Below are 21,544 nucleotides of genomic sequence, written 5' to 3' on the forward strand. Positions count from 1 at the left end.
TTGGTTTTGTAGACGCCGGGGAGGGCGGGTTTCATCTTCCGCCCCTTCCCCTGTGGCGCGTTGGCGTCTATCTTGGGCGCGGCCAGTGAATCCATCTATCCACTTTAAGCAGCACCCAAGCGCACCAAAAGAGTGCGCAAGGTCACCTCATGACAACGTGCAATCCGCTTCAGGTTCAAGCCTTCAACACCGCCGATGTGGCCGAGCAAGTGCGCGCCACACCGGGCTGGGTCCAGCATTACCAGCAGATGTCGCCGGGGCATTTCGCCGGGCAGATCCGCTATCTGGATCTGCAGGGCGTCGAGGTCTACGAAGAGCAGATGAATACCCGGGTCGAGCAGAATTTCAGCGCGCCGTCCGGGGCTCTGGCGTTCTGTTTCGATCGCAGCGACAACGCGCTGTACCTGCTCAACGAAGAGAGCCGCAACATCTGGATCACCCCGGAGAATTACCAGGAAATCGCCGTGGTGTTCGGTCCGGCATTCGTCCGTGAGCATGGGCTGGATGTGGCGAAATTCGACGGGCTGTTCATGGCGCCGCTCACCTGCGGACAGAACGCCTTGTTCAGTCGCTGGTTAAGCGCGACTCTCACGAAGTTGTCGCAAGCCATTGATATAGAAGGAAAAGAGGCGCTGACTCAACAGCTGTTGGAAGACTGTCTGTTCATCCTCGACAACGCGCAGGCGCGCCTCGATCGCAGCGGCCTGCAGCGGCGCGGCGAAGAACGGATGATCATGAAACGCGTGGGGGAGTGGGCGGCGGATTCGCCGGAAGATGCGCTCAATCTGCTCGAGTTGGCGCAGGTGGCGGGGGTGTCGCTGCGGCAATTGCAACAGGCCTTCAAGGCCTACACGGGGATGACGCCAAGCCACTGGTTACGCTTGCGTCGGTTGAACAGCGCGCACCGCGAACTGCTCAGGCGTCGGCCGACGGAAACCACCGTGGCCGAAGTGGCGATGCACTGGTCGTTCTGGCATCTGGGGCGGTTTTCCAGCAGCTACCGGGCGCTGTTCAAAGAGCTGCCGAGCGAGACGCTCAAGCGCGGCTGACCCTGGCGGACTAGTCGGCCCTGACCAGTTTGAAGGAAATCGACAGAGACTTTTTTATCGACTGCGCCATGGGTTTCTCGATCTGCTCGTGAATCAACCACGACACACCGATCATGAACGCCAGCGTGCCCCAGAGCAGCAGGTGCGGATCGATCGCCGGGTAGGCGATGTTGAAAATCATGAAACCAATCATCTGATGCAGCAGGTACAGCGGGTAAGTCAGCACGCCCAGCGCTGTCCAGTTCCAGCGTTGCAGAGCGGACATGCGGTTGGTCGCGATCAACAGGAAAATCACGAAAAACAGCACCACCACGGCGCAGATGATCAGCGGGTCGTAGTCGGTGGCATATTTGCTCTCGATCGACGCGGCCCACACCACGGAAGTGAACAGCGCCAGTGCCAGTGCGCCCGCCAGCAGCACAATCCGCAGTGGTGTGAAGCCCTTGGCCCAAGCCAGATAAAACGTCGCCCCGGCGATAAACCACGCGGCATAATCGGTAATCAGCATCGAGCGCAGCTTTTCGAATTGCAGCACCTCAGCGACTGCAGAGATCAGCAGCCAGACTGCCATGCACGGCTCGATCCGGTCGATTTTCTTCAAGGCCAGCAACACGGAAATCATCAGGTAGAACTTGATCTCGACGAACAGCGACCAGTACACGCCGTCGATGGGCTCGACATTCAGCATCTCGCTGAGAAACGCCATGTTGACCACGTATTGATAAAAATCAGCGCTGAACCTGGGTTGGCCAACAGCGAGGATCACCAGGAAGGTGATCGTGCAGCACACCCAGAAGGCCGGGCACAGGCGCACCACGCGGGAGATGAAAAACACTTTGAGGTTATTGCTGGAGGCGGTCATCAGAATCACGAAGCCGCTGATCATGAAAAACAGCTCAACCCCCAGATAGCCGTACTTGGCCGGCTCAGCCAGCAGCGGGTAGGGCATCGCCGACATGTCGCCCTTGGCATAACCGCGAAACGCATAGTGAAAGAACACCACGGCCAGGGCCGCCAGAAAACGCAGTAGATCCAGTTCCTTGAGCCGTCGATTGTTCATGTAGATGCGCTCCGGACTGATCAGCGCTGATCAAAAACTGACGACTCTGTCGAACAAGGTTCGACCCAAGGCGCAAGCTGAAACAGCAGTGGCGGCTCATGGCGTGCTCCCGGCCTGGGACAGCGACGCACGGCGTTGCCACATCTTGATGTAGTCGACTTCGAACGTTGAGGGAAGGTCGGCATCGTCGACCACGCCAAACCATGACCACATGGCCTCGCTGTCGAAGACGATTTCCATCGGGAAGAAGAAGTATTTGTTGCGCGATTCGCGCACCAGCACGCCATCGACATACCAGCGCAACGTGTCGGGCTGCCAGTCGAAGCCGTAGACATGAAAGTCGTCGGCCAGTCGCCATGGGCTGACCCAGATGCTGCCATCGGCGATGTGCTCGGTGCTTTGCGGCGTAGCCCAGAGGTGGGCGTTCATGTGGTACGAACGGTCCAGCTTGCCGTCCTTGGTCTTGCCGGCGATTTCGAAAATGTCGATTTCGGTGGCGTTGTCGGCCATGCCGGTCCAGGCCAGCCAGAAGGCGCTGGAGCCGGCGGAATTCATCGGTTTCGCCCGCGCTTCGTAATAGCCGAACAAGCCCTTCTCAAGGGTGCGGACCATGGCGGAGGTGTAGTCCTTGAAACCGAGTTTCACGTACTTTTCCGGCAAGGTTTCCTTGCGGAAAACAATGTTCAGGTTGCCGTTGCTGACGCTGGCGTTTTTCTCGGTGTACAGCGCCGGTTTGCGGCCGAGCGATTCGTTGCCGACGCCGTGATTGACGTGCCAGCGTGTGCGGTCGAGCGTGCTGCCGTTGAACTCGTCGGACAGCTTGTCGTTGAGCACCCACTGACTGCTGTTGGCCTGATCGGACAGCGGCAGATTGCTGTTGGTCCGGTTCGGTACAGCGCCGAGCGGGCCGACCCGGGTCCAGGTATCAGCGATCGGCGGGACCGCCACGGTCCAGCGGTCCGCCAGGTACTGAAAGGCTTGCTGGCGGTCGGCGAGCGAGGCAAACGCACGGTCATAGACCAGCACTTCGGCGATGTCGCCGCGAAAGTTGTCCGCCGTGCCAACGGCGTTGCGGCCGATGCCAAACGGGCCGATCGGTACGTCGTAAAGCTCCAGCACCGAAACGTTGATCGCATACGCGGCGGCGTCGCGCAGGCTGATGGCGAAATTCGGCAGGACGTTGTCGTTGCTGGAGGTTTGCGGGCGTGAACTGAACAAGCGTTGCCAGGCATCGGCCCCGGCTTGTTCTGTCGTGCGCCGGGATACGACTAATACGGTCACCGGACCTTTGGCGTTGCGGATGGCTTTGCCGAGCAAACCCGACACGCCGTTGAAGCGCACCACCGCACGACCGTTCACCGCGTCCGGCAGCCACTGAGGCGCCGCGCCGGGGCTGTCGGCGCTGGCATCATGGCCACTGGCGGATTTGTCCTTCCAGCGCAACACGCGGTTCTGCTCGTCGAGTTGCACGCTTTGCGCATCAGCGGCGTCCAGCCACAGCACCAGCCCGGCGGCGGGAACACCGGGCGGCGCTGGCGCGGCGTTGCCGGCCAGGGCAAACCCCAGCAGCCACAGAAACAGCACGCCATGAACCCTCATCGGGCGACGCTCAACGCCGGAATCTTGAAAGAAGACTGATAGCCCTGCGGATTGCACGACTGCCAGCGCCAGGCATCGACGATCATCTGTTGCAGGTCGCGCTGCGCGGTCCAGCCCAATTCCCGTCCGGCCTTGCCCGGGTCGGCAAACATTTTGGCAACGTCACCTGCACGGCGCGGGGCAAAGCGATAGGGGATGGCGATGCCGGTGATGTCTTCGAAACTCTGAATGATCTGCAGCACGCTGTAACCCACGCCGGTACCGAGGTTCCAAACGTCGACGCCGCTGGTGTGCTGCAACTTCAGCAGGGCCTTGAGATGGCCGATGGCGAGATCGACGACATGGATGTAATCGCGCACGCAGGTGCCATCGACGGTCGGGTAATCGCTGCCGAACACCGTCAGTTCAGGTATCCGGCCAATGGCAACCTGGGTCAGGCACGGCAACAGGTTGTTCGGCCGGCCGCTGGGATCTTCGCCGATCATCCCGCTCTCGTGAGCACCGATCGGATTGAAATAGCGCAACAAGGCGACACTCCAGCGCGGATCGGAGTGGCACAGATCGGTCAGCAGTTCCTCGATCATCAGTTTGCTTCGGCCGTAGGGGTTGACCGGTTTGCCGGTGCCGACATCTTCTGAAATCGGCGTGCTCGCCGGATCGCCATACACCGTCGCCGAAGAGCTGAAGACCAGTTTGAACACTTCGTTGCGCGCCATCGCCCGGCACAGTTCCAGCGTGCCGGCGACATTGTTGGTGTAGTAGTCCAACGGGTTGCTCACGCTTTCGGCCACGGATTTGAGGCTGGCGAAATGCACCACGGCGTCGATGTCGTAGCGGCCGAAGAGGTTGTCGAGCAAGTGCGCGTCGCGAATATCGCCCCTGATGAAATCGACCCGGCTCAGGGTCAACTGCTCCAGACGCTTGATGCACTCGCGACTGCTGTTGCACAGGTTGTCGAGCACCAGCACGTGGCGTCCGGCATTGATCAGGGCCAAAGCGGTATGCGAGCCGATATAACCGGCGCCGCCAGTAATCAACGTAGTTTTACGCATGGATGGGCCTTCCTGTTTTTCGGGGACTGAATTCAGCGAGCGGTGAACACCGATTTGAATTCCTGCGGCCAGCGCGGGTGCAGGACGCTATACGCCACGGCATAGCTCAGCGCGCCAAGCGAGATGTCGCACAGCAGGTGCAGGTAGCCTTGAACCGCCAGGTGCGGCGACACCGACAACACGGTCGTGACCATCACCAGCGAGGCCAGCACGCTGCGGTAGTTGGAATCGAAGAAGCGGCGCCAGTCATAACCGACGGCAGCGTTCAGGCCGCGGATCTGCAGGGGCGTGATCAGCAGCATGCGCACCAGCAGCGCCACCGCAGCGGCCATGCCGCCATAGACACTGCCGAAGACGTACACCAACAGCAGCGCCAGCAGCGTGGTCAGCACTTCGGCCTTGATCGTCAGATGGCTGCGGTTGACCGCGACCAGCGCGGTGGTGGCGTACATCGCCATGTTGCCGACGGCCGCCGTGCACGCCAGCACTTGCAGCAAAGGAATCGCCTCGGCCCACTTGGCGCCGAAGATCAACAGGATCAGATCGCTGGCCGTCAGGGCGATGCCGAGGAACAGCGGCGTCAACAGAAAGCTGCTGACCACAGTCGAGTCGCCGATGATTCCGAGCAGGCGCAACGGCTCGGTGCTGCGCCGGGAAAACGCTGGCAACGCATAGCTCAGCAGGCCGTTGTAAATGGCCGTGCGCGGCAGGTCGATGATGCGCATGGCCATGTTGAACATGCCGACCGCATTCGCCCCAGCCGTGATCCCCAGCACCACGTTGACGCCGCGCTGCAGGGTCTGTGAACTGAGTGCGTTGATTGCCACCGGGGTGCCGGCCTTGATCAGCTCACGCAAGAACGCACCGTCGATGTAAAAAGCGATGCGCCGCGGGTCTGCGCGCATCAGCACGATGATCGAGATGAATTCCATGATCAGTGCCTGAGCGATCACCGCCCAGGCGCCGAGTCCCCAGAGCGCCACCGCGATACCGGCGAAACCGCCGACAATCTTGCCCAGCAAGGTGCGCGAGGCGAGCGCCTTGAAGTTGCCGCTGCGGCGCATTTGCGCCACGTAGACCCGCGCCATCATGGTGAACAGGATCTTCACCGAGGCCAGCGCGGTCATCCAGCGCAGCACCGGGTCGGTCGTATAAAACAGCACCGCCACGGAGATCAGCACAATCGACGCGAGGCTGACCAGCACCGCCGCCCAGAACGCCGTCGAGATGTGTTTGTCCTCCAGCCGTTCCAGGCGGACCAGCGGGTCTTCCAGCACCGAGGAGTAGATCAGCCCGACCAGCTCGACGATGGCGATGATGATCGTGCCCACACCCAGCTCGGCCGGTGACAGCAGGCGCGCATAGGCGACGAAGGTGATCATCGACAGCAGGATCAGGCCGAACTTTTCGGTGAAGATCCAGCCGAGGGTGACGAGGCGGTGATTGGCCATGGCGGTTACCGGATCATTGAGCGGCGGTTGATGCCGGTGCCTTGAACCCGGTGCGGGCGAGGGCGTAGAGACAGCGCAAGGTCGGTTTGCCGTGATCGAAGATCAGCGTCTGCCAGGAGTATTCGAACATCCGCCGGTACACATCGAGCACCTCGGCATGATCGCCACGCCGGGAAAAGGTATTGAGAAAATCGGTGTGATTGCCGAGTACGAAATCGATGTGCTGCTGTTTGCTCAGCTGCGCGCCATAGCGCTCGAGATACACGTCGATGAACTTCATCTTGTTCTGGTAGTGCTTTTTCGGTTGCGCGGTCATGTTGCCGTCGTTGACCGTGCGTTCGAGCAGCACTTGCGGCACCGTGTGGATTTCCCAGTGTTCGGCGATGCGCGTCCACATGAAGCGGTCTTCGCAATAACGCAGGCCGGCATCGAAGCCGCCGAGTTGCAGCATCACGTCGCGTTTGACCAGTGCGGCAGACACGCCATTGAGCACGTTGGCGTGGACGAAGTCGTAGAAGTGCATGCCGCTCTTGCGCACGGCGTCCAGCTGTCGCTTGCCGTTGCTGTAATTGACCTGCGTGTAGCAATCGATCAGCCCCACCGGGCGACCCTGCTGTTCAAGTTCGTCATATAGCGCCAGTTGCAGCTCGAGTTTTTGCGGGCGCCACTGGTCATCGGCATCGAGCATCGCCACGAAGGTTTCCTGACTGTGGTGCAAACCGGTATTGCGCGCACTGGCCTGGCCGGCGTTGGCCTGCTGCAACAGGGTCAGGCGAAACGGCGCGGCGAAGTTCCGCACCCGTTGCGGCCCGTCATCGGTGGAGCCATCGTCGATGACGATGACGTGATCGGGCAGGCGCGTCTGTTCGGCCAGCGAGGTCAGCGTTTGCTCAATGCTGTCGACGCCGTTGTACATCGGGATCAGAACGCAAACAGTATGCGGGGCTGGGTTTGTCACGGCGGCTTCTCCTTGGGTTACGCCTTGGCGGAATCAGGCGCAAATGCCCGGCCAGCCTGACGCTGGCGCGGGTTTGTCGGTTTGAACGCGGGGAGCATCACCAGTTGATGCCGGAAGGACAGGGCGAGGGTGCAGAACACCAGGAATTCGGCGGAGCGGTAGTTGGGAATCACGTACGCCACGTAGTTGGTGACGGCGAACAGGCCGATGATCACCAGCGCACTGGCGCGCAGTTGCGCCGTGTGGTTGGCGGTCACGGCGCGGTACTGTTTGAGCAGCGCTTCGCCGAACAGCAGAATCAGTGCGCTCAACTGGATCACACCGCCGTTGAGCAGGGTTTCCATGTAGCCGCTGTGGGCGTTGCCGATGTAGCCCCAACGGGTGATGAACGCATCGGCATCGGGGCTGGCCCAGAAAGCGCCGAAGCCATAACCCTTGAGCCATTGCTCTTCGACGAAGGGTGAAAGCAGTTCCCAGATCAGCGTGCGGTCGGTCAGCGACGGGTCGCGACCAGCGATTTCCAGCAGCCAGGCAACGTGGTTGTAGAGCAACAGGCCCGCCAGCAGAAACAGCGCCGTGCTGGCGAAAAACAGCGCCTGCGAGCGGTGGATGCGCAGGCGGATCAGGGTCAGGAAATACCAATAGCTCACCGTGCCGAACACCACCAGAGCGACGCCGGTCGCCGACTGCGCGAGCAGAATCGCCACCAGCGAACACAACGCGCAGAACAGCGCCCGGCGGTTGCCCTGACGGATCATCGGCAGCAATAACAGGATGGCCACGGCGTTAAGCCGCGCCCCGGCATTCTTTTCGGCAAAAATCCCCTTGAAGGCGCCGTCGCGGATGCCCCCGGAGAGGAACGCGACGTCAGGCATGACCACCGCCAGTATCAGCCCGATGAACGCCGCGGCGCCGATCGCACAGCCGAGCATGTACACGATCTTTTCCAGCGGGTAGTTCCAGGCAATAAAGCCGGCGAAAAACACCACGCCGAGCAGCGCGATCACCCGTTTCAGACTGAGCATCGGGTCGTGGGACCAGCCGATCGAAGCGATCACACAGAACAGGAACAGCAGCAGAAAGAAGTTGCTGCGGTAGAAGGTTTTGCTCAGGAAGACCTTGTTGCGGATAAAGAAAAACAACGGCACCAACAACGTCACCAGTCCGCAAACCTGGTTGGCGACGCTGCCTTCGAGGTCTTTGTCGACGTCGCCAAAGCTGAAACCGCCGCCAAGGCCGAGGGCAAAGGTGATCACCTGGATGTAAAACAGCACGCCGAACAGGGCGAAGCCGTCGCGCAACGTTGAATAGCGGATCGTCAGGGTGCTCATGATGCAGCGCTCCCAAGCATCGCCGTGAGGTAGGTCTGCAGGGCGGGGGTATTGGCGAAGCGGGCCGCCGCCTCGAGCCGGGTATCGCGCTTGAAATGGCGCGGTGTGTTGAGCTGCAGGCCGATCGCCTGCGCCAACGCGGGCGCGTCGTCAACCTCAACCAGCGGTGCCACCAGACCATTGATGAGGATTTCCGCCGGGCCGTGGGGGCAGCGAGTCGCGACCACCGGCGTGCCCGTGGCCAGGGCCTCGACCAGCGCATTCGGGCTGCCCTCGAAGCGCGACGACAAGACAAAACAATCGGCAGCGGCGACTTCCGCCAGAGGGTCGGCGGTGTAACCCGGCAGATCGACACGCTCGGCGACGCCCAGTTCGCGGGCCTGTTCCAGCAACTGCGGGCGCAGCGAACCTTCGCCAAAGATGATCAGACGCACGTGGGTATCGGGTAGCGCGGCCATCGCGCTGATCAACGTGTCGAAACCTTTTTGCCGGGCCAGACGGCCCACCGCAACGATTACCGCACCGGACTTTCCCAGCAGCCAGCGGTGACTGGGGCGGCCCGGGCGCTTTTTGTAGAAGTCGTCGTCGAGCACCGGATTGTCGGCAGTGGTCACGTCCTGGCGGCGGGCGATGGTGGTATCGACCAGATCCTGGGCAACGCCTTTCGACACGCAAATCACCGGGTTGGGAATCAGCCGATACAGCAGCGGCGCCGCGCTGTAGGCCAGCCGCACCATGAGGGCTGGATTGACGTGTTTATCGTGGGAAAACGCGTTGCGTTCGCTGACGTGCAGGCGCGCCAGCGTGCCGGACAGCAGCGCCGCGGCGATGGCCACGACGTTGACGTGGGTCAGCGCCGCCAGTTGCGCATCGAAACGATTGGCGCGCAGAAACCGCGCGAGTGCCGGAATCGCACGAACACTACGCGGGCTGTGCAGCTCGACAGTCTTGACGCGTGGATCGAGGTATTTGGCGTTGATGCCGCCGCCGGTGAGCAGGAGCAGGGTTACATCGTTGCCCGCGTCGACCAGCGCACCGGCCAGGCGCGTCATCATTTTCTCGGCGCCGCCGGCGCTGAGGTCGTGGAGGATGATGAGGAATTTTTTCATTGATTCCATACCTGGTAATACGCCTGTGCCGCGTGCTGGCTGGTATACGGGCGCAGCGCTTCGGTCAGAGTGTGTTCATGGGGCATCGCGTCATCGCGCGAAGTCAGGCTTTGCAGCATTCCCTCAGCCAGTGCCGGCACGTCGTTGACCTTGACCAGCAGGCCGAGCTGGCCGTTGTCCAGCAGTTCTCGGGGCCCGGTTTCGCAGTCGCTGGCCAGCACCGGCGTGCCCAGTGCCAGCGCTTCGATCAGCACGGTCGGCATGCCTTCGTGGGTGGAACTGAGAATGAACAGCCGCGCGTTTCTGAGCAGCGGATAGGGGTTGCTCAGGTAACCGGTGAAGTGCACCCGTCGTGCGATACCCAGGCGTTGCGCCTGCGCTTTGAGTGCGTCGCGCATCGGCCCGTCGCCGGCGATCACCAGGTCCGGCAGGGTGCGTTGTTGCAAGGCCAGGGCGTAGGCGTCGAGCAACAAATCAAAGCCTTTCTGCTGGGTCAGGCGTCCCAATCCCAACCAGTAAGCTTCGGGCAACCCGGCGAGCAACGGTGCCCGTGAGGCCTGGAACAGTTGCTCGGTGATCACCGCGTTCGGACAAAAGCTGATGCGCTTGCGGCCCCACGGCAACAAGCGGACCAGCGACTGGCGCAACGCCGTGGAGACCGTGACCACTTTGCCGCTGCCGCACAGGTACAAGGCGTATAGCAGGCGCAGGCTCGACGGGTTGGTTTTCTGCTCTTTGCAATCAAGGGCGATGTGTCGGCTGTAGATGACTTGGCAGGCACTGCCCAGCGTGGCGAACCAGGTGCAGAGGTTGGCCTGCTCCTTGGCGGAAATCAGATGGGTCACCTGCTCATCACGAATCACCCGGCGCAGCAGCACGATCGAGCGGAGCAGGCCGGCGATGCCGTTGCCACCGCCGCTGTGGTGACGTTGATTGCCTTCGGTGTCCGGGGTTTCGCCGTTCATGACGAAGAAACTCACGCGCCGGCCATCCTTGAGAAACTGCTCGGACAGCCGCTGCTGCACGCGCTCGACGCCGCCACCGGATTTGAAATCCTTGAGAATGAACAGAATGTGCATGGTCACTCCCCGACACTGATGGCGACTTTGCGCCGTGCGAGCAGGGCCAGCAGGTGCAGGAAGTTGCTCGGGTAATCGATGAGGTAGCGCTTGATCGTGTGCGGCTCGCGGTACATGCGGTAGAAAGCGCGCAGGTGCAGGCGGTTGATCAACGCCGGGTAGTATTGCCGCGACGCCAGTGCTTCCTGGCGAATGAAGCCGCCACAGGTGAAGGCAACGCCTTGAAAACCTGCGCGCAGCACATCCTGTTCGAACTGTTCCTGCAGGCCGGCGCCAAGGCCGACAATCAGAATGTTCGCTTCGCTGCGGCAGATGTCGGCGTGCAGCGCCTCAGCCTCGGCGGCGTTGAAATAACCGTTGTGGTAACCGGCAACGTTCAGCCGTGGATACAGGGCCTGGATCTTGCGCATGAACAGCTCAAGTTCGCCTTGCCGGGCACCGACGAAGTAAACCCGTTTGCCCAGGCGCTCGGCCCCACCCAGGACATGGTCGGCAATCGAGGTGAAGTCGAAGCTGACCCGGCCGATGGTTCTGCCGGTCACCCGCGACATGAACGACGACATCAGCATGCCGTCGCAAAAATAGGTGATGGCCCCCGAGCGCTGCGCGAAGACGCTGCTGATCGAGGCAAAGTTGATGAACGAATAGGCCTGGTTGGCCTCAAGCAATTTCGGCGAGTACTGCCCGACCAGTTCAAGTTTCAACATGGCGCGGCTCCCGTCAGATCACAGAGAGGGTCTGACGACCCACCGAGACGTAGGTGAAGCCGCGTTTGCTCAAGCGTTGCGGATCGAACAGGTTGCGCCCGTCGAAAATCAGCGGTTGCTTGAGCCGCGCGCTGAGGACGTCGAAGTCCGGCGCGCGAAACGCCTGCCACTCGGTGACGATGATCAGCGCGTCGGCATTTTTCAGTGCCGCTTCCTTGGTGCCGGTCAGGGTCAGGTCATCGCGCGAGCCATAAATGCGCTGCGCCTCTTCCATGGCTTTCGGATCGAAAGCCTGCACATTGGCGCCGGCGCGCCACAGGGCTTCCATCAACACGCGGCTGGGTGCTTCGCGCATGTCGTCGGTGTTGGGCTTGAAGCTCAGCCCCCACAGGGCAAAGGTCTTGCCGCTGAGGTGGCCGTCGAAGTGATTGAAAATCTTGCTGTAAAGCGTGGTTTTCTGTTCCTGGTTGCGCGCCTCGACGGCCTTGAGCACGCGGGCGTCAAAGTCGACGCCGGTGGCGGCGTGGATCAGCGCCTTCACGTCTTTCGGGAAACACGAACCGCCATAGCCTGGGCCGGGGTAGATGAACTGATAGCCGATGCGCGGGTCCGAGCCGATGCCGTGGCGGACCTTCTCGATATCGGCGCCAAGGCTTTCGGCCAGGCAAGCCATTTCGTTCATGAAGCTGATCTTGGTCGCCAGCATGCAGTTGGCGGCGTACTTGGTCAGCTCGGCACTGCGCACGTCCATGACGAGGATTTTTTCGCGATTGCGATTGAACGGCTCATACAGTTCGCGCATGACTTCTTCGGCACGCGCGCTATCGGTACCGATGATGATCCGGTCCGGGCGCATGCAGTCGTCGACGGCGCAGCCTTCCTTGAGAAATTCCGGATTGGAAACCACATCGAACGTCAGATCGCTGCGGTCGTTGTCGGCCAGTACCTGCTCGATGTGGGCGCGCACCCGGTCGCCAGTGCCGACCGGCACGGTGGATTTGTCGACGATGATCTGGTGGCGATCCATGTTCAGCGCGATGGTGTGCGCCACGCTCAACACGTATTGCAGGTCCGCCGAACCGTCTTCGTCCGGCGGTGTGCCGACCGCGATCAGCAACACATCGCCATGGTGCACGGCGTCGACCAGGTCGGTGCCGAAGCGCAGCCGACCGCTCTGATAGTTGTCACGCACCAGGCTTTTCAGGCCCGGCTCGTAGATCGGCAGAGTGCCTTCCTTCAAGGCCTCGACCCGGGCGACGTCGACATCGACGCAGAGCACACTGTGCCCGACCTCAGCCAGTGCGGCGCCTTGGACAAGGCCAACATAACCAATACCGAATACGCTCACATTCATGGTCAAACCTCAGGTCGTCATGACCGGTTATCAACGGACGGGCAGGGGCAGGCAGCGGTGGGGCAGGGGGTCAGTAGATGTTTTTCGAGAACAGCGTGAAGGGGGTCTTGAGGAGGATCTTCAGGTCGAGCCACAGCGACCATTGATTGATGTAATTGAGGTCCTGGGCGACGCGCAGCTGCATCTTTTCCAGCGTTTCGGTTTCGCCGCGATGGCCGGTAATCTGAGCCAGCCCGGTGATGCCCGGCTTGAGCCGATGGCGAGCCATGTAGGCGCGCACCTTGCCGGTGTAATAGATGTTGTGGGTGACGGCGTGGGGGCGCGGACCGACCAGGGCCATCTGCCCGAACAGGACGTTGAACAGCTGCGGCAATTCATCGATGGAGCTGCGCCGCAGGAAGTGGCCGATCGGCGTGAGGCGGTTGTCGTTGCGGGTGGCCTGGCGCACCTCACGGTCGTCGTGAACGTGCATCGAACGAAACTTCCACACCTTGATCACTTCGCCGTTGCAGCCGTGGCGGTTCTGCTTGAACAGCACCGGGCCGGCGGAGGTCAGCTTGATCGCGGTCGCCACCGCCAACAGCAACGGGCTGAGCAGCACGATCGCCAGGGCGGCGAGGCTGCGCTCGAACAGGTCCTTGCACAACAGACTGGCCGGATGCGAGCTGATCAGGCTTTCGTTGAGGTAGATGGCCGGCATTCGCTCGATTTCCGAGATCGAATGGTTGAGCAACACCATGCTGCCGAAATCCGGAATCCACACCACGTCGACATTGACGTCGAGCAGGTCGATGTACAGCGCCTCGATGGTCGCGGCATGCGCCATGTTCAGCACGATGTACACGCGGCGTACCTCAAGGCGGGCGATGATCTCGCGGATCGCGTCGACACGGCCAAGCAGCGGCAAGATGCTCGGTGCGGGGCCGCTGTCATCGGCGGCAGCGACAAAGCCCAGCACCAGCGCACGATTAGGTGTGGAGAGCTTTTTCGCCAGTTCATGCGCGGTCGGGCAAGTGCCGATGATCACCGAGCGGCGCTCGTTGCAGATCTTGCGTGAGTACAACCGGGCCAGGTAATGCAGGGGCAGAAAACTCGCCGCCTGGACCACGAAACCCAACACCGCCCAGAGGATGATCACCTGGCGTGAATAGATCGCGCTGGTCTGCGTGACGAAGGCAATCGCCGCCAGCACCGCGAGCAAAATCAACCAGCCGGCCAGCAGTCTGCCGAGCCCGACCACCAGGCCATAGCGTTTGTGATACACGCGCATCACGCTGTAGATCGGCACTGAGCCGAGCACAGCCAGGATAATCAGGATGCGATATTCGCTGGTCAGGTAGCCGACGCGCCAATACACCAGCAGCACCAGCAACGACGTGGCCAACAGCATTGCGCACGACCACTGACCCCAGAAGGTCAGGCCGCGGCGTTGCGTCATATGAGCGGTATAGAGCGGAGTCATGGGCTTGACCTCAAGGCAGCAGTAATGCGTCAGCGCTGAGCGAGCAGACACGAGGTGTCTTCCCGCTGGCTTTTCCGTGGCTCGGCAGAGGTGAAGCGAGTTGTGTGTTGGCAGAAAGGGGTGCGGCGGCAGGCGCGAGCGCCCGGTGTTACCTGGGCGCGAAATCGTAGTTATAGAACGCCCGGGAGTGGTGATGGCCATACTTGCGCGCCTTGCGCAGGTCGACCTGGTTGAGCACTGTGCCAAATACCGGCACATGACTCTGTTGCAACATGGCGAGGCCGCGCTGGACCTGGCTGATCGGGGTGCTGTCAGCCTTGACCACGTAAATCACCGCGTCCGAATGCTTGGCCAGCAACAGCGCGTCGCTGATCAATTCTGCAGGCGGCGAGTCGATGATGATGTGCCGGTAACGCGAGCGCAGCGCTTCGAGCATGCGCGCCATGCGCGGTGAACTGAGCAGATCCTGCGGCGGTGGTTGCAGCGCGTTAGGCGGCTCGGCAGGCGAGGGCAGACGCGGCGCGGCGTGCGAATCGCGCGTCGACGGCATGACCTTGCCCGCCAGCAACATGTCCAGATTGCCCACCGAAACGATGCAGTCTTCAAACCTCGCGGTACCGGCAATCACATTGGCCAGGCCGGGGCTGTCCGGCGGGAAGTCAAAATTCTGCGACAGCGTCGGCTGGCGCATGTCGGCATCGATCAGCAGTACCCTTTCCAGCGGTGCCAGCGAGCTGGCGAGGTTGTTGGCAATCGTGCTTTTGCCTTCACCGGCAACCGTTGAAGTGATCAGCACCACCTGCGAGGGCATCTCGTTGCTTTGCAGCATCAGCCAGGTGCGCAGGTTGCGGATCGTCTCGGAGAAGCGTGGGTTGTCGTTGTCTTCGAACAAACGCGCCAGTTGCCGACGATTCTTCTTCATGACCAACGGCACCACGCTGAGCAGCGGGATGTTCAGCGCGCTTTCGATCGACTCGTCGGTTTTAAAGGTATTGCTCAGACTGTCGAACAGCAGGGCCAGGGCCACACCGATCACCGCTGCGATCAAGGCAACGATCGCCACGATCAAGGTTTTGCGCGGTTTGCTCGGATCGACCGGCACAATCGCCGGGTCGACGATGCGCACTTTGGTCGAGTCCATGTCGGCGGTGGCGGTGGTTTCCTTCAGGCGGGTGACGAAGGTTTCGTAGAGCGCCCGCGAGCTGTCGACCTCACGCTGGAACTCACGCAACTGGAATTCCTTGCGGGCAATGTCCTGAATCTGCGCCTTGTTGCTGTTGAAGGACTGGCGCAGCGAAGCCTCACTGGCCGTGGCGAGCTGGTACTGCCGCTCGATCCCGGCGACCACCTGTTGCACCTGCAACTGCAGGCTGGTGGTGGCGGTGCGCAATTCCGATTGCGCGGACAGCAGGCTCGGGTGTTTCGGCCCATAGCGCCCAGACAATTCATCGACCTTGGCCTGGGCCAAGGCGCGGTCCGCCTGGAATTTCTGCACCAGCGGGTTACTCAACACCGCCGGTACGCTGGACAGTTTGCTCAGATCACCGTTGCCCAAGGCCTTGGCCTGCCGATATTCGCTTTCGGCTTCAGCGCGGTTGCGGCGGGCGTCGACCATGCGATTGCCGGTCATCTCCAGCTCGTTGGCGCTGATCGTGGCGACGCCGCCGACGTCTACCAGACCTTGTTCTTCGCGGTAGCCCTGGAGCTTTTTCTCGGCGGCACGCAAGTTGTCACGCAGCTTCACCAGCCGGGTGTTCATCCACGCCGTGGTGGTTTGCGTGGACTTTTCACTGGTGTCGAGCTGGCTGTCGGTGAAACCGCGGGCCAGTGCATTGGCTGCGGCGGCGGCGAGAACCGGGTCTGGCAGCTCGACCTCGATTTCGAGCAACTGGCTCTTGCCGACGAACTTGACACTGGTGTGCAGCATCAGGTTTTGCGTGACCTGATTGAACACCTCGTCTTCGGTGACCGGCTGTTTTTCCGGCAGCCAGCGCTCCAGGCCCAGCCCCGGTAACCATTTGTCCAGATCAACAGCGGCCAGCCATTCGCGTGGGGCGAACCACGACTTCGGTTGCTGGCGCGGGTCGGTGACCGGGTGGGTGGTCAGCCCAAGTTTTTTCACCGCGCGCTCGGCCAGATCCCGCGATTGCAGGAGCGCCTGTTGCGTTTGCAGGTAGTCAGTGGTGTTGCTGTTTGAGTCCTTGACCTGCTGAAAAGACATCAGCGGCGGGCTCTTGTCGTTGAACAGCAGGGTGGTGCTGCCGATGTACTGGGGAGTGATGTTCGAGACCACAATGGTCGCCAGCAAACCGCTCACCAGAATCAGCCAGGCGATACTCCATTTCGCGCGCCAGATCACCCGCCAGAGTTTCAGCAGATCCAGGGTGTCCTTGTCTTCGCTGTGCTGTTGATGCGGCTGCACGTGCGCTTGCAAAGGACGTTCGACGTAAGTGCCAAGGCTGTTGTCCATGATCAGAAGAACCCTTGTGCAATGGAAATGGTGTCGCCGGGGGCAATCGTGGTGCTGCGCGTCACGTTATCGGTGTCGGTCGCGCCACTGTCGCCTCGCAAGATGGTGACGCGCTTGATCGAAGCCCGCTCGGTCAAGCCACCACCCAAGGCAATGGCTTTCTCCAGCGTCAGGCCCGGCACGAACGGATAGCTACCGGGCTTTTTCACCTCGCCATTGATGTAAAAGGAGCGGTATTCGATCTGGCTGAGACTGACTTTCGGGTCGATCAGGTAGCCTTGTTTGAGGCCGTCGACAATAATCTTTTCGACCTGGCTGGGGGTCAGCCCTTTGGCGGAGATTTCGCCGAGAAAGGGGTAGGAAAAGGTGCCGGCATCGCTGAGACGGATCTTCTTCAGGCTCAACTCCGGCTCACCGAAGACGATGATGCGCAACACATCGCCAGCGGCCAGTTTGTATTGCGTGCCGGGGTCTGCCGCGTAAAGAGGCGATGCCATCACCAGCGTGAACGACAGGACAAGTGCGGATGTGTTCATGTCGAGACCCTCTCAAAGGCTGACGTTGAAACTGATCTGAAACACGTTGCGGGTGAAGCTTTCGTTGTCGGCATCGGAATCGTTGTCGCGCAAGCGATAGCCGACTTCGATGTCCAGCCAGCGGCGCATCGCATAGATCACCGCGAGGTTGTAATCCTGAAAGTCGTCGGTGCGGCTCTGTCCTTCGTAGACGTAACGGCCGAGCCCGGCCTGGGCCACAGTGGTAATTCGTTCGGTCCAGCCGTGCCGCCAGCCGACTTGCGTGAAGGTCGACTTCACGGCCTCCGCGCCATCGTCGCCCTCGGCAAGCGCCTGGCGTGCGACAAAGGTAAACGTCGAATACGTGCGCGGTTTCCATTGCAGATCGACTTGCCAGGTGGGGTTGTCGAGGTCATTGGATTGGTTGCTGTCGAAGTTCTTTTTTTCATAACCGACGCGCACTTTGCCCGTCGTGCGTGCCGTGAAATCCCAGACGGCACCGGCGAGTACGGCGTCCGATACGCTGCTGCGCGGACTGTTCGCCTGCTTGTAGTCGAAGTCGGTGTGGTCATATTCGAGCAAGCCTCGGGTGTTGCTGCCGATGCGGTGGTACCAGGTGCCAGTAACGGCAGTGGTGTCGCGTTCCTTGTCGGCATTGATGCCATCGCCATTGTCGTAGCGCAGTTGCGCGTAATTGGCGCCGATGTCGATCTGGTTGTCTGCGCTTTTCGCGCCGAAGGTATATAGCCCGCCAACCCGTTTGTTGTTGAGCTTGTCGTTGATGCCCTCGACCGCCGTCGACTCGGTGCGCTCCCATTTGCGGTATTCGGCGTCAAGCTTCAAACGATGGCGATCGGTAAACTCCATTACGCTCTCGGCACGCACACGTTGCGCCGTGTTCGAAGCATCGGAGTCGTCGTGATAGATGTAGCGCGTCGGTTGCCAGATCAGTCGCGTGGCGCTATTGCGATCTTCGGCCTTGAGCTCGAAGGAGGGCGCCACCTTGGTGATCATCGACGACTGCTTGTTATCTTCCACCTCGCGAAAGTTGTCGTCGTAACTTTCTGAAAGAACGAACGTCGGCGTGAAGTCGAATCCATAAACGTTTATCGCTTGCGGATCGGTGCTCCAGGCCATTCCCGGGTAGAAAGAGGCCATGATCAGTGCAACAGGGCAGCGTGATTTCAAGGCCATGTCATGGCTCCTGAGAAATGGCAGGTGAGACAAGCAGTTATTTGTACGATTGGAAGTTGTGTTGTTGTCGCTGGATAACGCTAAGCGGCAGGCACACAGGCTGTTCGCGGTTGAGAAACTGTAGAAGCAGCATGACGCGATCATTGCCTTGTAATGCCTGGAATACACCCTCGAGCGGTGAGAGCGGGCCGCTGATGATGCGCAAAGGCTCACCGGGTTCAAGCCGGCCTTGCACATCTGAATCCGATCCCAGGCAGCGCTCGCGCAGGTGTTCGATGACATGCTCTGCCACGGCGACGGGACCGTGATTGAACTCGACAATCCGGCTGACGCCACGGGTCGAGCGCAGCGGTGCCCAATTGTCCGTGCGGCTGAGCTGGATAAACAGATAACCGGGGAATAACGACTCCATCACGCGCTGTCGTTTCCCGCGAATGACGCGCTCGGTGAACAGTTGAGGGTGAAAGACCACGAAGTGTTGCTGAAGCAGGTTGAGGTGGGCGCGCTCATCCTGGCGTGGTTTGCATTGCAACAGATACCAATTGGGTTGATCCGAGCTGATTGCTGACATGCGAGTAAACTCTTGGATGTTCGAGAAGTTTAGGGCAGGCAGAAGCTCTATTCAGGGCCGTGCAAAGACAATTGGCAGGGGATGTTTTTATTATGATGTAACGTTGGAGTGTTTCAATAATGAAGCACTTCTCAGGTGCAACATGCGATTAAACTTTTTAGAGGGCAAAGCTACCGCACAGCCTGCATGTCGCAGTGTTTATGTTAGGTCGCTAAGTGGTTAACTGAAGAACTTTCTGGAGCGAGTGAGAAAGGACTCGCGCCGTGTTCAGCTAGACGTTGGTAGTTATCGGCCAGTCTTCGCAGTCTGTCAAACGATCCGAGTCAAAAAACACGCCATTTGTCGACTAGCTGTATCTCGTGTGACTATCTTACTGTTTATAAAGGGTTTTTAATTTGACGTTCGAGCGTGTTCGTTTTTTTTACACTGACCGCTAGCGTCAGGGTTGCTGAGACCTTCCAGCATTGAGCGGCTACGAAATGCTTATAAGCTATGGACGGCTTCTGGCGGACGGCGTTATAACTCATCGCCTATTCGATCGAGGGGAGCAGGGACTATGACCGTTCTTGTGACTGGCGCGGCAGGCTTTATCGGGTATCACACGGCGAAACGATTAGCTCAACAAGGCCAGCAAGTAATCGGTATCGACAACCTCAACGATTATTACAGCGTTGAGCTAAAGCGGGCACGATTAAAGCAACTAAGAGAACTGCCAGGCTTCGATTTTCAACTGATAGACATAGTTGATAAACCGGCACTGATGACGCTGTTCAAAGAGCATCGTTTTACCGAAGTCATCCATCTGGCCGCTCAGGCCGGTGTGCGTTATTCGCAGGACAACCCGGATGCCTATGCGCAATCAAACCTGGTCGGCTTTTTGAACGTACTGGAGGCCTGTCGTTTTTACCAGCCAGCGCATTTCATCTATGCCTCGAGCAGTTCGGTGTACGGCGCAAACAGCGAGCTGCCCTACAGTGTCGACAACCCGGTCGAACGTCCGGTATCGCTGTACGCAGCCACCAAACGCGCCAACGAATTATTAGCCAGCAGCTATTGCCATCTCTACAGATTGAAAGCCAGCGGCCTGCGCTTTTTTACCGTTTATGGGCCTTGGGGTCGACCGGATATGGCGTTGTTCAAGTTCACTCAGGCGATCCTGCAGGGGCAGCCGATCGATATTTACAACAACGGCCAGATGGCGCGGGACTTCACTTATATAAATGACATAGTCGAAGGCATCGCGCGGTTATGTCCAAAACCGCCGGTACCGGCGAAGGAGGGCGAGGGCGTTAACAAACTGTTCAACATAGGGCGTGGCAAGCCTATAAAGTTGCTGGATTTTGTCGACTGCCTGGAGAAAGCGCTGGGGGTTAAAGCTCAATACAATTTTCTGCCGCTGCAAGCGGGCGATGTCGTCAGTACATGGGCTGATGTATCGGTACTTGCACAATGGACGGGGTTTTCTCCACAAGTGGATGTTGCAGACGGCGTGTCCCGATTTGTTGCGTGGTATCGCGATTATTATCAAATCCAGGCCGGCTGAGCGAAGTTTATTGATAGCTACACTAAATGGCCGTTTAGTTGAGCTATCAAGAGAATCTATTAGGATCAAGGGAGCGGCGATGATTCAAGCTAAACCCGATGCACAAGACGTCATCAATGCACTGGGTCTCGAAGCTCACGTCGAAGGTGGGTATTTCCGCCGAACCTATCAATCCGACCACCGCGCCAGCCTGGAAACCAGCACAGGGCCGCGCTATCTGCTGACGTCGATCTTCTATCTGTTGACTGAGCAATCACCGGTGGGACAGTTTCATTTCAACCAGTCCGACATCCTGCATTATTTCCATCTAGGCGATCCCATCGAATACAGCCTGATCCACGCAGACGGCTCATTGCAGACTCTGATCATGGGCAGCGACATTCTTGCCGGCCAACATCTGCAATTGCACGTACCGGGTGGCATCTGGAAAGCTTCACGCTTACTCAACGGTCCACATGGATTCGGATTGATCAGCGAGGCGGTTTCGCCGGGATTTGATTTTGCAGACATGGAAATGGCTGATCGAGGAAACCTCACTGCGCAATTTCCGCAGCATCGCGCGTTGATTGCAAAGCTGACGCGGGACAAAGGCTGAATGGCTCAGATTGCAAAATGGCGCAGATTGCAAATAGCAGTGGATCAGCGGGAAGCGTGCTGTAGCTTCGCAGCAGACTGAAATGCCACGTACATCGAGGCTGACGTCGTAATACTTTGTTACGTGTAATGTATATTATGTTAAATCGGATATCCTGTTAGATATAGCAGCTCGTGTCTTGGCGCCCGCTCCTAGCGCTCAGTACTAAACCTGCGAAATGCGGGAAACTGAAGATGCGAAACCCCTGATTCCTCAGCGGGCGATGGGCCTCCCCTTGGAGACGTTTGATAGCCCGGCTTCTGCTCGATGGCGTAGTCTGGGTGTTCTGCTCGGGTGCTGCGTGGTGAGATCTGCCGAAACGCTTCGGTCTATGGTCAAAGGTGTATCAGCGGTTTGGTTGCTTGCCGACAAGGGCTACGTTGCTCGGAATGCTTCGAGAGAATGC

Annotated in this window: 18 protein-coding genes; 3 read left to right on the top strand and 15 right to left on the bottom strand. The window is 59.8% G+C overall.

Annotation, left to right across the window (positions count from 1 at the left end):
* Positions 1-149 precede the first annotated feature (149 nt).
* Complete coding sequence (locus ACGSLL_RS01230; RefSeq protein ID WP_394502353.1) at positions 150-1,049, top strand: helix-turn-helix domain-containing protein; 900 nt, start codon at positions 150-152, stop codon at positions 1,047-1,049.
* A gap of 10 nt (positions 1,050-1,059) precedes the next feature.
* Here ACGSLL_RS01230 and ACGSLL_RS01235 read toward each other — a convergent pair whose 3' ends face one another.
* From ACGSLL_RS01235 to rfaH, 15 genes are all read right to left on the bottom strand, one after another.
* The gene (locus tag ACGSLL_RS01235) at positions 1,060-2,109 is read right to left on the bottom strand and encodes an acyltransferase family protein (RefSeq protein ID WP_394502355.1); all 1,050 of its coding nucleotides are present in this window, start codon (positions 2,107-2,109) and stop codon (positions 1,060-1,062) included.
* Positions 2,110-2,205: 96 nt separating this feature from the next.
* Entirely contained in the window at positions 2,206-3,708 is a 1,503-nt protein-coding gene (locus ACGSLL_RS01240) for a family 16 glycosylhydrolase (protein ID WP_394502357.1), read from the bottom strand.
* Positions 3,705-4,760 carry a UDP-glucose 4-epimerase GalE gene (galE, locus tag ACGSLL_RS01245; RefSeq protein ID WP_394502359.1) on the bottom strand — a complete coding sequence of 352 codons (1,056 nt, stop codon included), beginning with the start codon at positions 4,758-4,760 and terminating at the stop codon, positions 3,705-3,707. Before galE ends, ACGSLL_RS01240 begins: the two co-directional genes overlap by 4 nt.
* A 32-nt stretch (positions 4,761-4,792) precedes the next feature.
* The gene (locus tag ACGSLL_RS01250) at positions 4,793-6,211 is read right to left on the bottom strand and encodes an oligosaccharide flippase family protein (RefSeq protein WP_394502361.1); all 1,419 of its coding nucleotides are present in this window, start codon (positions 6,209-6,211) and stop codon (positions 4,793-4,795) included.
* Positions 6,212-6,224: 13 nt separating this feature from the next.
* Entirely contained in the window at positions 6,225-7,169 is a 945-nt protein-coding gene (locus ACGSLL_RS01255; RefSeq protein ID WP_394502363.1) for a glycosyltransferase family 2 protein, read from the bottom strand.
* 17 nt (positions 7,170-7,186) lie between these two features.
* Positions 7,187-8,500, bottom strand: a complete 1,314-nt coding sequence (locus ACGSLL_RS01260; RefSeq protein ID WP_394502365.1) for an O-antigen ligase family protein — start codon at positions 8,498-8,500, stop codon at positions 7,187-7,189.
* A complete protein-coding gene (locus ACGSLL_RS01265; protein ID WP_394502368.1) occupies positions 8,497-9,609 on the bottom strand; it encodes a glycosyltransferase in 1,113 nt (370 codons plus the stop codon). Before ACGSLL_RS01265 ends, ACGSLL_RS01260 begins: the two co-directional genes overlap by 4 nt.
* Positions 9,606-10,688, bottom strand: a complete 1,083-nt coding sequence (locus tag ACGSLL_RS01270; RefSeq protein WP_394502370.1) for a glycosyltransferase — start codon at positions 10,686-10,688, stop codon at positions 9,606-9,608. The genes ACGSLL_RS01265 and ACGSLL_RS01270 overlap by 4 nt, the downstream gene beginning before the upstream one ends.
* Before the next feature lie 2 nt (positions 10,689-10,690).
* On the bottom strand, positions 10,691-11,395 hold the full coding sequence (locus tag ACGSLL_RS01275) for a WecB/TagA/CpsF family glycosyltransferase (protein WP_394502372.1): 705 nt from the start codon (positions 11,393-11,395) through the stop codon (positions 10,691-10,693).
* Between the two features lie 13 nt (positions 11,396-11,408).
* Positions 11,409-12,749 carry a UDP-glucose dehydrogenase family protein gene (locus ACGSLL_RS01280; protein ID WP_394502375.1) on the bottom strand — a complete coding sequence of 447 codons (1,341 nt, stop codon included), beginning with the start codon at positions 12,747-12,749 and terminating at the stop codon, positions 11,409-11,411.
* A 70-nt stretch (positions 12,750-12,819) separates the two neighbouring features.
* The gene (locus ACGSLL_RS01285) at positions 12,820-14,211 is read right to left on the bottom strand and encodes an undecaprenyl-phosphate glucose phosphotransferase (protein ID WP_394502377.1); all 1,392 of its coding nucleotides are present in this window, start codon (positions 14,209-14,211) and stop codon (positions 12,820-12,822) included.
* 148 nt (positions 14,212-14,359) lie between these two features.
* Positions 14,360-16,681 (bottom strand): GumC family protein, encoded by a 2,322-nt coding sequence (locus ACGSLL_RS01290; protein ID WP_394502380.1) that lies wholly within the window; start codon positions 16,679-16,681, stop codon positions 14,360-14,362.
* A 2-nt stretch (positions 16,682-16,683) separates the two neighbouring features.
* Positions 16,684-17,217 carry a polysaccharide biosynthesis/export family protein gene (locus ACGSLL_RS01295; protein WP_394502382.1) on the bottom strand — a complete coding sequence of 178 codons (534 nt, stop codon included), beginning with the start codon at positions 17,215-17,217 and terminating at the stop codon, positions 16,684-16,686.
* Between the two features lie 12 nt (positions 17,218-17,229).
* A complete protein-coding gene (locus tag ACGSLL_RS01300) occupies positions 17,230-18,390 on the bottom strand; it encodes an outer membrane beta-barrel protein (RefSeq protein ID WP_394502384.1) in 1,161 nt (386 codons plus the stop codon).
* A 37-nt stretch (positions 18,391-18,427) separates the two neighbouring features.
* Positions 18,428-18,961 carry a transcription/translation regulatory transformer protein RfaH gene (rfaH, locus tag ACGSLL_RS01305; protein WP_394502388.1) on the bottom strand — a complete coding sequence of 178 codons (534 nt, stop codon included), beginning with the start codon at positions 18,959-18,961 and terminating at the stop codon, positions 18,428-18,430.
* A 556-nt stretch (positions 18,962-19,517) separates the two neighbouring features.
* Between rfaH and ACGSLL_RS01310 the strand changes: the two genes are divergently transcribed.
* Both ACGSLL_RS01310 and ACGSLL_RS01315 read left to right on the top strand, forming a co-directional pair.
* Positions 19,518-20,504, top strand: coding sequence for an SDR family NAD(P)-dependent oxidoreductase (locus ACGSLL_RS01310; protein WP_394502390.1), 987 nt, complete (start codon positions 19,518-19,520; stop codon positions 20,502-20,504).
* Between the two features lie 79 nt (positions 20,505-20,583).
* On the top strand, positions 20,584-21,099 hold the full coding sequence (locus ACGSLL_RS01315) for a cupin domain-containing protein (RefSeq protein WP_394502392.1): 516 nt from the start codon (positions 20,584-20,586) through the stop codon (positions 21,097-21,099).
* Positions 21,100-21,544: the final 445 nt, after the last annotated feature.

The sequence above is a fragment of the Pseudomonas retamae genome, assembly GCF_043496865.1.
Classification (GTDB): domain Bacteria; phylum Pseudomonadota; class Gammaproteobacteria; order Pseudomonadales; family Pseudomonadaceae; genus Aquipseudomonas; species Aquipseudomonas retamae.